The 14839-nt window shown below is 37.7% G+C and carries 12 protein-coding genes; 10 read left to right on the top strand and 2 right to left on the bottom strand.

The window, feature by feature from the left end; translation table 11 throughout:
• The first annotated feature begins 45 nt into the window (after positions 1 to 45).
• The 7 genes from BW946_RS14950 to metF all read left to right on the top strand — a co-directional run bounded on the left by BW946_RS14950 (position 46) and on the right by metF (position 8949).
• Positions 46 to 990 (top strand): alpha/beta fold hydrolase, encoded by a 945-nt coding sequence (locus BW946_RS14950; RefSeq protein WP_076596951.1) that lies wholly within the window; start codon positions 46 to 48, stop codon positions 988 to 990.
• A complete protein-coding gene (locus tag BW946_RS14945) occupies positions 990 to 2528 on the top strand; it encodes an ACT domain-containing protein (RefSeq protein WP_076596950.1) in 1539 nt (512 codons plus the stop codon). The genes BW946_RS14950 and BW946_RS14945 overlap by 1 nt, the downstream gene beginning before the upstream one ends.
• Positions 2529 to 2652: 124 nt before the next feature.
• Positions 2653 to 3813 carry an O-succinylhomoserine sulfhydrylase gene (locus BW946_RS14940; RefSeq protein WP_076596949.1) on the top strand — a complete coding sequence of 387 codons (1161 nt, stop codon included), beginning with the start codon at positions 2653 to 2655 and terminating at the stop codon, positions 3811 to 3813.
• A gap of 28 nt (positions 3814 to 3841) precedes the next feature.
• Positions 3842 to 4228 (top strand): four helix bundle protein, encoded by a 387-nt coding sequence (locus BW946_RS14935; protein ID WP_076596948.1) that lies wholly within the window; start codon positions 3842 to 3844, stop codon positions 4226 to 4228.
• Positions 4203 to 5225 (top strand): homocysteine S-methyltransferase family protein, encoded by a 1023-nt coding sequence (locus tag BW946_RS14930; RefSeq protein ID WP_076596947.1) that lies wholly within the window; start codon positions 4203 to 4205, stop codon positions 5223 to 5225. The genes BW946_RS14935 and BW946_RS14930 overlap by 26 nt, the downstream gene beginning before the upstream one ends.
• A 96-nt stretch (positions 5226 to 5321) precedes the next feature.
• Positions 5322 to 7982, top strand: coding sequence for a methionine synthase (gene metH / locus BW946_RS14925; RefSeq protein ID WP_076596946.1), 2661 nt, complete (start codon positions 5322 to 5324; stop codon positions 7980 to 7982).
• Positions 7983 to 7989: 7 nt separating this feature from the next.
• Positions 7990 to 8949 (top strand): methylenetetrahydrofolate reductase [NAD(P)H], encoded by a 960-nt coding sequence (gene metF, locus BW946_RS14920; protein ID WP_076596945.1) that lies wholly within the window; start codon positions 7990 to 7992, stop codon positions 8947 to 8949.
• A 52-nt stretch (positions 8950 to 9001) separates the two neighbouring features.
• Here the strand turns inward: metF and BW946_RS14915 are convergent, their stop codons facing one another.
• Positions 9002 to 9709 carry a hypothetical protein gene (locus BW946_RS14915; protein ID WP_076596944.1) on the bottom strand — a complete coding sequence of 236 codons (708 nt, stop codon included), beginning with the start codon at positions 9707 to 9709 and terminating at the stop codon, positions 9002 to 9004.
• Between the two features lie 89 nt (positions 9710 to 9798).
• Entirely contained in the window at positions 9799 to 10950 is a 1152-nt protein-coding gene (locus BW946_RS14910) for a hypothetical protein (protein WP_076596943.1), read from the bottom strand.
• A 101-nt stretch (positions 10951 to 11051) separates the two neighbouring features.
• On the opposite strand from BW946_RS14910, the gene folE reads away from it, so the two are divergent.
• From folE to cysS, 3 genes are all read left to right on the top strand, one after another.
• Positions 11052 to 11720 carry a GTP cyclohydrolase I FolE gene (folE, locus tag BW946_RS14905; RefSeq protein ID WP_047376638.1) on the top strand — a complete coding sequence of 223 codons (669 nt, stop codon included), beginning with the start codon at positions 11052 to 11054 and terminating at the stop codon, positions 11718 to 11720.
• Between the two features lie 3 nt (positions 11721 to 11723).
• Entirely contained in the window at positions 11724 to 12155 is a 432-nt protein-coding gene (locus BW946_RS14900) for a DinB family protein (protein ID WP_076596942.1), read from the top strand.
• 125 nt (positions 12156 to 12280) lie between these two features.
• Positions 12281 to 13747, top strand: a complete 1467-nt coding sequence (cysS, locus tag BW946_RS14895; protein ID WP_076596941.1) for a cysteine--tRNA ligase — start codon at positions 12281 to 12283, stop codon at positions 13745 to 13747.
• The last annotated feature ends 1092 nt before the right edge of the window (positions 13748 to 14839 follow it).

The following is a 14839-nucleotide window of genomic DNA, read 5'->3' as shown; positions in this document are numbered from 1 at the left end:
AGCCATTTCCTGTGGCATTTTCAATTGTATTAAAATTTAATAGAATTGAAAACAGAACTAAACTATATTAATCTTTCGTATCAAACAAATTCCCAAAAGGAATACCATATCCCGTTAAGCTATCAGCTTTTTGGGAAAGATCTGTTTACAGCCCCTGTCATTTTAATCAACCACGCCCTTACCGGAAACTCAAATGTATCCGGAGATAAAGGCTGGTGGAAACAGCTGGTAGGAGAAAACCAGATTGTTGATACTGATCAATACACTGTTCTGTGTTTCAATATACCCGGAAACGGATATGACGATTTTTTAATTGAAGACTATGAAGACTTCACCCCTTCAGATATTGCCGCAATATTTCTGAAAGGACTTGAAGCTTTACATATCAAAAATTTATATGCCATTATCGGAGGCTCTCTGGGAGGAGGGATTGCCTGGGAAATGCTTGCCAAGCAGCCGGATCTCGCAGAAATATTTATTCCCATAGCCTGTGATTACAGAACACACGACTGGCTTCATGCGCAGTGTCTGGTTCAGAAATTTTTATTGAATGATAAAGAAGAACCATTACAGAAAGCGAGAATTCATGCCATGCTGTGTTACAGAACTCCACAGTCACTCAATGACAGATTTCAAAACCAATATAATCAGGAAAAACAACGCCTGGAATCAGAAGACTGGTTGGTTTATCATGGTAATGCACTGAACGAAAGGTTTAGTTTAAAAGCATACAAGCTGATGAATCATCTCTTAATGAATATAAACGTTGCTGAAGAAGCACTGGAGAACATACAGGCACGAATGCACATGATCTCCGTAGATACAGACTTATTCTTCCCTGCTTCTGAAATCCGGATGTGTTTTGAAAACTTAAAAGAGAAAAATAAGGATGTTTCTTATCACGAGATCCAATCTATACACGGGCATGATGCCTTCCTAATGGAATATCAACAATTAAATAATATCATTAAAAACATTTTACAGAAGTAATGAAAAATGCTAACGAAATAAAATTTTTGAAGAACAGATCAATCGTCAAATTTGAAGGAGAAGATTTCCTGGGAGAAATCGGGATTGACGGACGTATTTTTAAAGCGCTTACTTTAGCGCGCATCAGTGTAGGTGTAATTTCTCAGCAGGCCGTAGAAAACGGAATTTCTATTCTGGTTCACGCCAATGATGCAGAAAAAGCAGTAGCCTGTCTTATTGATGAATTTGAAGAAGAAAGAAAATCAGGAAAAGTTTCCCAGATCTATAGTATCAATAATGTTTCTGTGATTGGTTTTGTAGCAGAAGATTTCAATAAAGTCTTTGCTGAGCTGGCAAGAAATAATGTTTTCCCATTGCTTTTAAATCAGGTGGCAGGAGAAAACAGAGTCAATATCGTAGTGACTTCTTCACAGGATGAAAAAACAAAAAATATCATAGAATCTGAAATTTTCAAAAAGCCAAAGACAGTTCATCTGGCTATCATTGGTCACGGAAACGTAGGAAAAACACTGATAGAACAAGTGCTTGAATCAGCAGAAGAAATTAAAAAACGTAAAAAAATTGATCTTAAAGTAGTCGCAGTAGCCAACTCTAAGAAAATTGCCTTCAACAAAAAAGGATTTGATGCCAATTGGAAAGATGAGGTTTTAACCGCAGAACATCCATCGAATGTAGAAGAACTGATTAATTTCTCGAACGAAAATCAACTGGAAAACCTGATCGTTGTAGATAACACAGCCAGCAAAGATTTTGTTAAAAACTATCATGCTTTGGCAGAAAACGGATTTGATCTCGTTTCTTCCAACAAAATTTTTAATACGCTTCCCATTGAGGAATACAGAAAACTAAGATATACGTTGAGCAAAAACAACAGACGTTATCTGTATGAAACCAATGTTGGTGCAGGTCTTCCGTTAATTGACACCATCAAATTATTACACCTTTCAGGAGAGAATATTACAAGAATTAAAGGCGTATTCTCAGGAACATTGAGCTATGTTTTTAATAATTTTTCTTTAAGAGATGATAAATTTTCAACCATCATCAACGAAGCTCTTGAAAAAGGATACACAGAACCGGATCCAAGAGAAGACTTATCAGGAAATGATGTAGCCAGAAAACTATTGATTCTTGCGAGAGAATTAGACTTAATCAATGAATTCGGAGATATCAATATCCAAAATCTGGTTCCGGAAAGCTTATTGGAGGTTTCAAAATCAGAATTCCTTTCAAGACTGGAAGAACTGGATGATGAATACCAGAATATAAAAGAAAATCAGGAATCTGGACACGTATTGAGATATGTAGGTGATCTGCACGGTGATCTGCAGACAGATAAAGGCGAGTTGGATGTGAAACTCATTTCAGTTCCTGCAACTTCCGCTTTAGGTCAGTTAAAAGGTTCAGATTCAATCTTTGAAATTTATACAGAAAGTTACGGAGAAAATCCAATTGTTATCATGGGAGCCGGAGCCGGAGCACAGGTAACGGCAAGAGGTGTATTCGGGGATATTTTAAGAGTAAGTGAAACAAAATAATATTTAATGTAACAATCTAATAATGTATCAGTTTACCAATAATTGGTGTCGTTATTCTGAGCAAAGCGAAGATTTTAATTGGTACATTGTCAGACTGCTATATTGGTAAATTAATTAAAACTATATGGAAAATTTTGAAACATCAGCAATAAGAACCCAGACGGAAAGATCTCAGTTTGATGAGCATTCTACACCATTATATCTTACTTCCAGTTTTATATTTCAGGATGCGGAAGATATGAGAGCCAGCTTTGCTGAAGAAAAACCTAAAAACCTATACAGCCGTTTCTCTAATCCCAACGTAACAGAGTTTACAGATAAAATTGCTAAAATGGAAGGCGCAGAAGCAGGATATGCCTTTGCAACGGGGATGGCTGCCATCTATTCTACATTTGCCGCATTGCTGAATGCCGGAGATCATATTGTAAGCTGTCAGTCTGTATTCGGGTCTACGCATACTTTGTTTACCAAGTATTTCCCGAAATGGAATATTGAAACCTCTTATTTCAAAGCTGGAGATGCGGAAAATGTTGAACAATACATTAAGCCCAATACAAAGATCTTATATCTTGAAACACCTACCAATCCGGCTATTGAAATTCTGGATCTTGAGTTTTTCGGACAGATCGCTAAAAAGCATAATCTTATTTTTATTGTAGATAACTGTTTTGCAACACCTTATCTTCAGCAGCCAATCAAATACGGTGCAGATATTGTGGTACACTCAGCTACGAAACTGATTGACGGGCAGGGAAGAGTTTTAGGAGGAATAGCTGTAGGAAAAGAAGACCTGATCAGAGAAATTTATCTTTTCGCAAGAAATACAGGACCTGCATTATCTCCTTTTAATGCGTGGGTATTATCCAAAAGTTTAGAAACATTGGCAATCCGTGTAGAAAAACACTGTGAAAATGCTTTGAAGGTGGCCGAATTTTTAGAAAGCCATCCTAATGTGGAATTAGTAAAATATCCATTCCTGAAATCCCATCCAAATTATGAAGTAGCCAAAAAGCAGATGAAGCTGGGAGGAAACATTGTAGCATTTGAAATAAAAGGAGGAATAGAAGGCGGAAGAAACTTTTTAGATAAGATACAAATGTGTTCGCTGTCTGCCAACTTAGGTGATACAAGAACGATCGTTACGCATCCGGCATCCACTACGCACTCCAAGCTTTCTGACGAAGAAAGAAATGAAGTAGGGATTACTGCAGGGTTGGTTCGTTGCTCAGTAGGGCTGGAAAATGTGGAGGATGTAATTGCAGATTTGAAGCAGGCTTTAGATTAGTTAATTGTTAACAGTTTATAAGAACTCAATGAATAGAGATTACACAGAATTAGCAATTTGGAGAGAAGGGAAAAAGTTGGTGCATTTAACTTATGCCCTTACTGCAAATTTTCCTAGAAAAGAGCTATTGGCTTTAACGGGTCCAATAAGAAGAATGGCAACTTCAGTTTCGTTGAATATAACGGAAGGAAGTAGAAGAGAGGCTTCTGAAGATACTTTACAGTTTCTGCATATTGCTGGAAAATCTCTCTGTAAACTGGAAACTCAATTCCATTTTGCTTCAGACCGGCATTATATTTCTAAAGAAGATTTTGAAATCATCAATAAACAAATCCTCTTATGCAAAAAACTGGTCAGCGGATTTATAAACTATTACAAATTGATAGAAAATGAAAAATTCAGAACAATTATATAAAGCGCTATCCGAAAGAATTTTGATTCTTGACGGTGCCATGGGAACCATGCTTCAGAGATACAAATTTGAAGAAGAAGACTATCGCGGGGAGCGTTTTAAAGACTGGGAACATCCTGTAAAAGGAAATAATGACCTGCTTTCTCTGACGCAGCCTCAGGCGATTGAAGAAGTTCACAAAAAATACCTGGAAGCAGGAGCAGACATCATTGAAACCAATACCTTTTCAGGAACTACCATTGCAATGGCAGATTATCATATGGAAGAACTGGTATATGAACTGAACTATGAGTCAGCAAAAATTGCCAGAAAAGCCTGTGATGAGTATACCGCGAAAAATCCGGACAAACCGAGATTCGTAGCCGGATCTATAGGACCAACAAACAGAACAGCTAGTTTAAGCCCTGACGTTAATGATCCAGGATACAGAGCCATCACTTTTGAAGAGCTGAGAGTGGCATACAAACAGCAGTGTGAAGCTTTGCTGGACGGAGGTTCAGATATCCTTCTGGTAGAAACCATCTTTGATACCCTGAATGCAAAAGCTGCCTTATTTGCGATTGATGAATTACAGGACGAAAGAGGAATAAAAATTCCAATCATGGTTTCAGGAACGATTACGGATGCTTCCGGAAGAACATTAAGTGGGCAGACGGCAGAAGCTTTCCTGATTTCGGTTTCCCACCTGAATTTATTAAGTGTAGGTTTTAACTGCGCGTTGGGAGCAGATCAGCTGACTCCTTATCTTGAAACACTGGCTCATAATTCAGAATTCTATGTCTCAGCATACCCGAATGCCGGTTTACCGAATGCCTTCGGAAAATATGATGAAACTCCCGAAGATATGGCAAGGCAGATCAAAGAATATGTGGAAAAAGGACTGATCAACATTATCGGAGGATGCTGCGGAACAACTCCGGAGCACATCAAAGCAATTGCTGACCTGGTAGATCAGTATTCACCAAGGAAAGCTGGGAATTTGCTAAAGAATATTATTTAGCATATGGGAAATTTTCAGTGACTGCAGCTTTAAGTAAGCATAGGGATTTATTGAGGCAGAATGCCAATAACGCCTACTATATTTTAGAAGAATAAAATGAAGTATTTAAGATTATCAGGCCTTGAGCCTCTTATCATAACCCCGGAAAGTAATTTTATCAATGTTGGTGAAAGGACCAATGTTGCCGGTTCCAAAAAATTTTTAAGACTCATTAAAGAGGAGAAATTCTCTGAAGCATTAGATATTGCCCGCCATCAGGTAGAAGGAGGTGCCCAGATTCTGGATGTCAATTTTGATGATGGTTTGATTGATGGAAAAGCTTCCATGATCAAATTCCTGAACTTAATTGCCTCCGAACCGGATATCGCAAGAATCCCAATCATGGTAGACTCTTCCAAATGGGAAATCCTGGAAGCTGGTCTTCAGGTAGCTCAGGGAAAATGTGTCGTGAATTCTATCAGCTTAAAAGAAGGCGAGGAAGAATTTATAAAACATGCCAAAGCTATTAAAAGATATGGAGCAGCAGTCATTGTTATGGCATTTGATGAGGTAGGGCAGGCTGACAGTTTTGAACGAAGAATTGAAATTTCAAAACGTTCCTATGATATTATGGTCAATCAGATTGGTTTCCCTGCAGAAGATATCATTTTCGACTTAAATATCTTTCCGGTGGCAACAGGAATGGATGAGCACAGAAGAAATGCCATCGACTTTATTGAAGCGACACGCTGGGTAAGACAAAATCTTCCTTATGCATCCGTAAGTGGGGGAGTGAGCAACGTCTCCTTCTCTTTCCGTGGAAATGATACCGTAAGAGAAGCCATGCACTCGGTATTCCTTTATCACGCCATTCAGGCAGGAATGAATATTGGTATTGTAAATCCTGCGATGCTGGAAGTGTATGATGAAATCAATAAAGAATTGCTGGAGCTGGTAGAAGATGTCATTCTGGATAAACGAGAAGATGCTACAGAAAGACTTCTCGACTATTCAGAAAAGCACAAGTCTGTAAAGAAAGAAAAGACCGAAGATCTGGAATGGCGAAACAATCCATTACAGGAAAGAATTACCCACGCTTTGGTAAAAGGGATTGATCGTTTTATCGAAGAAGATGTAGAAGAAGCAAGACAATTGGCTGCAAAACCGCTTCATGTGATCGAAATTAATCTGATGACCGGAATGGGAGTCGTAGGGGATTTATTCGGAAGCGGGAAAATGTTCTTACCTCAGGTAGTGAAATCTGCGAGAGTAATGAAAAAAGCAGTGGCCTATTTACAACCTTACATTGAAGCAGAAAAAGACGGCTCGAAACCTGCCAATGGAAAAATATTAATGGCAACGGTAAAAGGAGACGTTCATGATATCGGTAAAAATATTGTGAGTGTTGTTTTGGGTTGCAACAACTATGAAATCGTAGACCTCGGTGTGATGGTTCCCGCTGAAAAGATTATCCAGACCGCTATTGCAGAAAAAGTAGATGTTATTGGATTAAGCGGACTGATTACACCAAGCTTGGATGAAATGGTATATATCGCTTCAGAATTAGAAAGACAAAATTTAGATTTTCCTTTGCTGATAGGTGGTGCAACAACTTCAAAAGCACATACCGCAGTGAAAATCGATTTAAAATATAAAAACGCTGTTGTTCACGTAAATGATGCTTCCCGAGCTGTAAACGTAGTAAGTTCATTGTTGGGCGACAGGAATAAAGAATATGTTTCAGATTTAAAGAATGACTATTCCGATTTCAGAGAAAAGTTCCTGAACAGGCAGGTAGATAAAGATTATGTTTCCATTGAAGAAGCAAGACAAAATAATTTTAAAATTGACTGGGAAAATGAAGAAATTTTCACACCCAATAATCTTGGAATAAAGGTAATAGAAAATCAGGATCTGAGAGAACTTCTTCCTTTTATCGACTGGTCTCCGTTCTTCAGAAGCTGGGATCTTCATGGGAAATACCCGAATATCTTAGAAGATGAGGTTGTAGGAGCTCAGGCAAAAGAACTGTTCAAAGATGCTCAGGTAATTCTGAAGAGAATTCTTGATGAGAAACTTTTAACAGCAAAAGCCATCTTCGGAATCTTTAAAGCCAATTCCAATGTATCTGATGATATCCTGATTTTTGATGAAAATAATAATGAACTGGCCAAGTTTTTAACCTTAAGACAGCAGGCTCAGAGATCAAAAGGCAAAGATTATCTGGCGCTAAGTGATTTCATCGCTCCTCAAAGTTCAGGTAAAACCGATTATGTAGGAGCATTTTGTGTGACCACAGGTTTCGGAACTGATGAATTGGCAGAAGAATATGAAAAAGCCAATGATGATTACAATGCCATCATGGTGAAAGCTCTGGCAGACCGTTTTGCAGAAGCCTATGCAGAATTTTTGCATAAAAAAGTACGAACAGAATATTGGGGATATGCCAATCAGGAAAACTTAAGCAACGAAGAGCTTATTGCCGAAAAATATAAAGGAATCCGTCCCGCCCCAGGTTATCCGGCTTGCCCTGATCATTTGGAAAAGAAAACCATCTGGGATTTATTAAAAGTAGAAGAAAATACAGGCGTTTTCCTTACAGAAAGCCTTGCCATGTTCCCAACAGCATCCGTTTCCGGATATTATTTCGGAAGCCCGCATGCCAAATATTTCGGATTAGGAAAAATTACAGAAGACCAGCTTGAAGATTATGCAGAAAGAAGAGGTTGTAGCATTCAGGAAGCGAAAAAATGGTTATCACCCAATTTAGCAGATTAATATTGACATGAAGATAACAGAACACATTAAAAATGCAAATGGAAAAACTTTATTCTCCTTAGAAGTTGTTCCGCCACAGAAGGGAATCGGGATTGAAGATCTCTATACCAATATAGATCCTTTGATGGAATTTAAACCACCTTTCATTGATGTTACCACTTCAAGGGAAGAATATATTTATATAGATAAAGGAAATGGCCTGATGGAACGCCGTATTACAAGAATGCGCCCCGGAACACTGGGAATTTGTGCTGCAATCCAGCATAAATATAATGTGGACACAGTTCCACATCTTCTTTGCGGAGGTTTTACAAAAGAAGAAACAGAATATCTACTGGTAGATTGTATGTACCTTGGGATAGACAATGTAATGGCTTTAAGGGGAGATGCCATGAAAGGACATCAGTATTTCGAACCGACTCAGGGAGGTCATGCCAGTGCGATGGATCTTGTGGAGCAGATTAATGATCTCGGAAGAGGAAAATACCTTCATAACGAAGAACAGGTATGTGATGAATTGAACAAATTCTGCATCGGGGTTGCCGGATACCCCGAAAAGCATATGGAAGCCCCTTCCATGAATTACGACCTGAAGTGGCTCAAACAAAAAGTAGATGCCGGAGCAGATTATATCGTAACCCAAATGTTTTTTGACAATAAAAAGTATATTGAATTCGTTCAGAAAGCAAGAGAAATAGGGATTACAGTTCCGATTATTCCGGGAATCAAACCTATTGCGACCAAGAAACACCTGAAAATCTTACCTCAGGTATTCAAAATAGATCTTCCCGAAGAACTGATCAATGAGGTAGAAAATGCGAAGAATAATGAAGCTGTAAAGCAGATCGGAGTTGAGTGGGCCATTGCACAATGCAGAGAATTGCTGGATTTTGGAGTTCCTGTTCTGCACTTCTATTCAATGGGGAAAAGTGATAATATTAAAAAAGTAGCCGGTGAGCTATTCTAATAAAAGTACCAAAATGAAGGAACCCCTGTGAATTCCACAGGGGTTTATTTTTTTATTGATTTAAGAACTTAACCAGTTTGATGAGGTCTTCTTCTTTATTGATTTTAATATCATTAGATTTTACAAAATTTTCAATTGCATCCTTTTTTGCTGGAAAGGCCTCTGCGATATCTTTTACTTTTTTTGGTTTTTTAATATACCCTGACTCTGTTTTGATATAATAAACAGGATCTAATGTTTTAAAAAAAGCTGCTTTATCAGTTGCATATGAATTGGCTGCAGGAATAGCATCTTGAAATTTAACCTTTACTTTTTTGTAAAGCGGGATTTTACCATTAACTAATTCGAAAAAATATCCACTCAGGTCGTCATTAGTTTTTAATAATACCATTGTGCTTTTGGGCGATAAAATTTCAATTCTGGAGAACTGCTCTTCTTTAGGCAGGACTAATGGTTTACCTTCTTTCTGAAATTCTACTTCATCCTTATAGCTATTGTATCTTACAGATACCTTTTCAAAGTTTTCAGCTACTTTAGCAAGATGGAATTCTGCATTGTAATAAGGAGAACCTGCTATTTCATCATACTTTAATGCTCTCCCAAAGTTTTCTGATCGTACTCCGAATACTGCGTGATCCCCTCCAAGGCTATTTACAGATATTGTACTTGAGTAGTTGGACGAGTAGTTGTTAGGTGTAAAGTCTTGTGCATATACAATGCATGAAGCAACCAGTAAGGTGCTTATAATTACTTTTCTCATTTTGTTAGTTTTGTTTAAAGTTTTCAAAAGTTATTTTCAAAAATACGACTATTATTCTTAAAATAATTAAATTTCATTAAAGTATTTAATTATAATATTTCATGTCTCTCAAATTCCTTATTCCTGTCAAACAAATACCGGTAAGTAGCCAGTTTTCGGGTAACAGTAGTATCAAGAGCCTCTGCAATTTTAATCATTTTTGGATTAAAGTCCCCAATCCACTGCAGCTCCGTAATCGTAAAATCCGTATGCTTTCTTAAATGCTGTGTTCCTTCCCAGATCATATACCCGTCAATCCCTTTCTTCTGCCATTCAGGGACCACACCGAAAACGAGACCCACCATTTTTTCATTCTTTTTAAAACGCTTTAAAAACAAAAATTTGAGCTTTTCAAAAATTCCGAACTTTCCATTCAGATATTTAGACCATTGGTTAACGTCAGGAATATTGATCCACATTGCAATCGGTTTCTCATTTTCATAGACAAACCATGAAATATGTTCATTGATGATGGGTTTCATCGTCTTGAACATTTTCAGAACTTTTGCCTCTTCCAAACGTTTCCCTTCCCCATGGGAAGCCCAGGCTTTATTATAAACTTCTGTAAAGTCCTTTGCAAATTTCGGCAGATTATTCTTTTTTACAGGCTGAGCAGAAATGGCAGGATTTCTTCTGTTCTTTTCATGTGCAATGGTAAAAATCCTTGAAACTTCTGCAAAAACAGGTCTGGTAAAACAAAGCTGCTCAAAATAAATCTGAAATCCATAATTTTCAAAAAGATCCTTGTAATAAGGGAAGTTGTAATTCATTCCAAACAAAGGCTCTATAAAACCTTCAGTTAAAAGTCCCCAGAATTTATCCCGTTCCCCAAAATTGATAGGGCCGTCCATTGCCTCCATTCCTTTTTCCTGAAGCCGGTTTTTACAATAGTCAAAAATAAAATTGGCTGTTTCCTGATCATTAATACAGTCGAAAAAACCAATTCCTCCCGTAGGCTGCTTTTGCTCATAGCATCCATTCACAAAAACAGCAACTTTTCCAACTGTCTTGTTATTTTTTTTAAACAAAAATCTCTCACATTCTCCGTTTTTAAAGAATTTGTTTTTTTCAGGGTCAAAAATCTCCTCAATATTTTTATTCAAAGGACGTATATAATTTTTGTCGTGTTGATAGAGGCGGGCAGGGAATTCCAGAAATTCCCTTTTTTGGAGTTGGTTTTGTACTTGTTCGACAATAATCATAGGCTTTTTAATCAGAAATGGCTATAAAGGATAATGTTTTTCATCTCATTTGAAATAGAGAAAAAGATATTATCCGTATTTTTGCTGCAAATTAAATAAAAATGGTTGATTTTACTGATAACGACGATGATATTTTCACGGGAAAAGAACATACGCCTATAAGGAAAGATGCTTTTGATAAATCGCCACAGGAAAAAATTGAAAAAATTACTGAACTTTTCGGCGAGATCATGGAAACGCTGGGCATGGATATGACAGATGATTCTCTGAAAGACTCTCCAAGACGTGTTGCCAAGATGTATGTGAATGAGATTTTCGGAGGACTTCTTCCGGAAAATAAGCCAGGAATTTCCACTTTCTCAAATAAATACAAGTACCGCCAGATGTTGGTGGAAAAAGATATCACGGTATACTCTTTCTGCGAACACCACTTTTTACCTATCATAGGAAGAGCGCATGTTGCTTATATTTCCAATGGAGAAGTAATAGGTCTTTCAAAAATTAACAGAATTGTGGATTATTATGCAAAAAGACCACAGGTTCAGGAAAGATTGACCATGCAGATTGTTGATGCCTTGAAAGAAGCTTTGGGAACAAAAGATGTAGCCTGTATCATTGATGCCAAACACCTTTGCGTCAACTGTAGAGGAATAAAAGATACAGCAAGTTCTACAATTACTGCGGAACTAAGTGGTATTTTCAGAACCAACCCTATTACAAGACAGGAATTCTTACATTACGTAGGAAGCCACGCAAAGCTTGATTATTAAATCATGAACTACCGGATTCTTAGAAATATTATCGATGCCGAGCTTCAGAGATTTCAAAACATCACTGATGAAGAGTGGTCATATAAAGGGATTTCTGAAAAATGGTCAAAAAAAGAAATTATTGGTCATCTTTGTGACAGCGCTTTTACAAATATCCGTAGATTTGTTGTGACACAATATAAAGAGAACGAAAATATTGTATACGACCAGAATTTTTGGGTAAAAGCTCAGAACTATCAGAATGTTCCTGTTTCAGATCTTATTGACCTTTGGAAGTCTTTGAACTATCAGATTGTTCACATCGTGGAAAATATTCCGGATGAAGCATTACAGAGAACCTGTGATACTACCAAAACAGAACCCAGGGTGTATACGTTGGAATTTATTATTAATGATTATGTAGACCATTTACAGCATCATTTAAAAGCGATTTAATTATGATAAAATTTAAAAAAGTTTCCGATAAAATCTTCATTGCAACAATTATTTGTTGTGACAGAATTATTTTTTAACTACTTTTTGAATCTTTAAAACTATTAAATCTTTTAACTTAAAAATAAATGCAATTAAAAATATATAACTCCCTTACAGCGGAAAAAGAAATATTTAAACCCATCTTAGAAGGAAATATCGGGATGTATGTCTGCGGACCTACCGTGTACAGCAATGTGCATTTAGGAAATGTAAGAACCTTCCTTTCCTTCGATTTTATCTACCGTACCCTGACTCATTTGGGGTATAAAGTAAGATATGTAAGAAATATTACCGATGCTGGACACCTTACCGATGATGGAAATGTAGATAACGACAGATTCGTAAAGCAGACCAGACTTGAAAAGCTGGAACCTATGGAAATTGTACAGAAGTACACTGTAGACTTCCACAAAGTACTGGATATGTTCAATCTGCTGCCACCCAACATCGAACCTACAGCAACAGGACATATTGTAGAGCAGATAGAATTAACGCAAAAACTGATTGAAAGAGGCTTTGCTTACGAAAGCAACGGCTCAGTATACTTTGATGTATTAGAATACAACAAAAGAGGACTGAACTATGGTGAACTTTCAAAACGTAATATAGAAGAGCTTTTCGCCAATACCAGAGACCTTGACGGACAGGGTGAAAAGAAAAACCCACAGGATTTTGCATTATGGAAAAAAGCATCCCCTGCTCACATCATGAGATGGAATTCCCCTTGGGGAGAAGGCTTCCCGGGATGGCATCTGGAATGTACTGCAATGAGTACAAAATATTTGGGTGAAACATTCGATATCCATGGAGGAGGAATGGACCTTAAATTCCCTCACCACGAATGTGAAATTGCACAAGGGAAAGCTTGTAACGATGCCGCACCGGTAAATTACTGGATGCACGCCAATATGCTGACGATGAATTCTCAGCGTATGAGCAAATCTACAGGGAACTATATCCTTCCAATGCAGTTGGTTACCGGAGATAATGACTTCTTTGAAAAACCTTTCCACCCTTCAATTGTACGTTTCTGCTTCCTGCAGGCGCACTACAGAAGCGTTCTGGATATTTCAAACGATGCCATGATGGCCAGTGAAAAAGGATTCATCAGATTAATGGAAGCAGTGAAAGTATTGAATTCTATTACTCCAGATGATTCAAAACAATCCGGTTTCAGCCTGAAAGAGTGGAAAAATAAAGCCTATGAAGCTTTAACAGACGATTTCAATTCACCAATACTGATTGCCCACCTGTTTGAAGCAGTGAAATACATCTTTGCTTTAAATGATGGTAAAGAAACAATCTCAACTGCAGATCTTGAAGATTTGAAAACTACACTCAATGCATTTATCTTTGACGTTCTGGGATTACAAACCGTGGAAGAGAATAACAATGAAAAGCTTGATCAGACCCTAAAAGTTTTGATCGAACTGAGAAATCAGGCAAGAAAATCCAAAAACTTTGAGCTTTCAGATCAGATCAGAGACAAATTGCTTGCAGAAGGTATCGAATTAAAAGACGGAAGAGACGGAACATCATACGTTCTGAACTAAAAAATATAACTTTGTTTTATCCCATTCCGTAGGAGTCCCTTATATACAGGACTCTTACGGAATGTTTTTTTACTCCCAGAAACACTCTCACTATTTCCTATTTCTTTTTTTATTCTTCCATCACCAGGCGTCTTACCCTCTTTTATCTTCAACCCTTTCACTCTCTTACTCTCCAACTTTTTTTTGGGAGTTTCATCCTGCTATCCATTCCTACTCCTCGCGCCAGCGCTCTCTCAGGCTGTCACCCAGAGCGAAGTCGAAGGGTCTCCCAGGCTCCAACCCACCGACTCTCCCACGCAAGCTGCGGGGTAACCATTTCTATCAGGGCTAGGGGGGGAGTTATAAATGATAAATGATGAATGATGGATGATGGATGATGGATGATGTGGGTTTCGGGGGAATGAGTAAGAATCCCTATTCCCATTGTGTCATTTTTGCATGAATCCCAACATCTTTACGAGAGCCCTTAAAGGAAGTAAGTGGTCAGGATAATATCTAAGACTTTTTTAGCAGTTAGTATTAGCCGTGTCCTGCAGAGCTGAGGCTAAGCATTTTAATTAATTATGGGTATAGGAGCTAAATCCTATTACTCTATATATAATATAAAAGCAAACATCTTATCTGTGTCCATCTGTGTCATCTGTGGTTTCTTATACCTATTCAATAGAAGCGGTGTATAATCCTGAGCTTCGTCGAAGGAATCCCGTTTAGCAAAAAAGAACCCCTTAATTCAGGTTTAGCCAAAACCTATATATAGGTTATTAATTTAAAAAAGCTATTCTCATAATTCTATAGACCATATTTTGATCATTCGGCCCCAAAACCCCGCATCTTGCATCCGGAATCATCCCCTCTCACCCTCTCCAACGCTCCCACCCTCCAACCCACCCACCTGATCTTCCAAACAAATGTTTAAAATTTTTCACCTTGCTATCCAGCTGTTTAGGTTTAAATATTACGAAACGGTAAAATTTATGTTAACTAAACTTGTTTTGCTTTGTAATAAGTTATTATCTTTGCCCCACTGAAAACGAGAGAGAATCAGTAGCGCAGAAGAGCCTTTAGGTGGGCATAAACGATATTACTTCAAAA

Origin of the sequence: Chryseobacterium sp. RU33C (genome assembly GCF_900156015.1) — a bacterium.
Taxonomy (GTDB): domain Bacteria; phylum Bacteroidota; class Bacteroidia; order Flavobacteriales; family Weeksellaceae; genus Chryseobacterium; species Chryseobacterium candidae.
The sequence above is the reverse complement of the archived record's forward strand: the minus strand, read 5'-3'. Positions and strand labels throughout refer to the sequence as shown.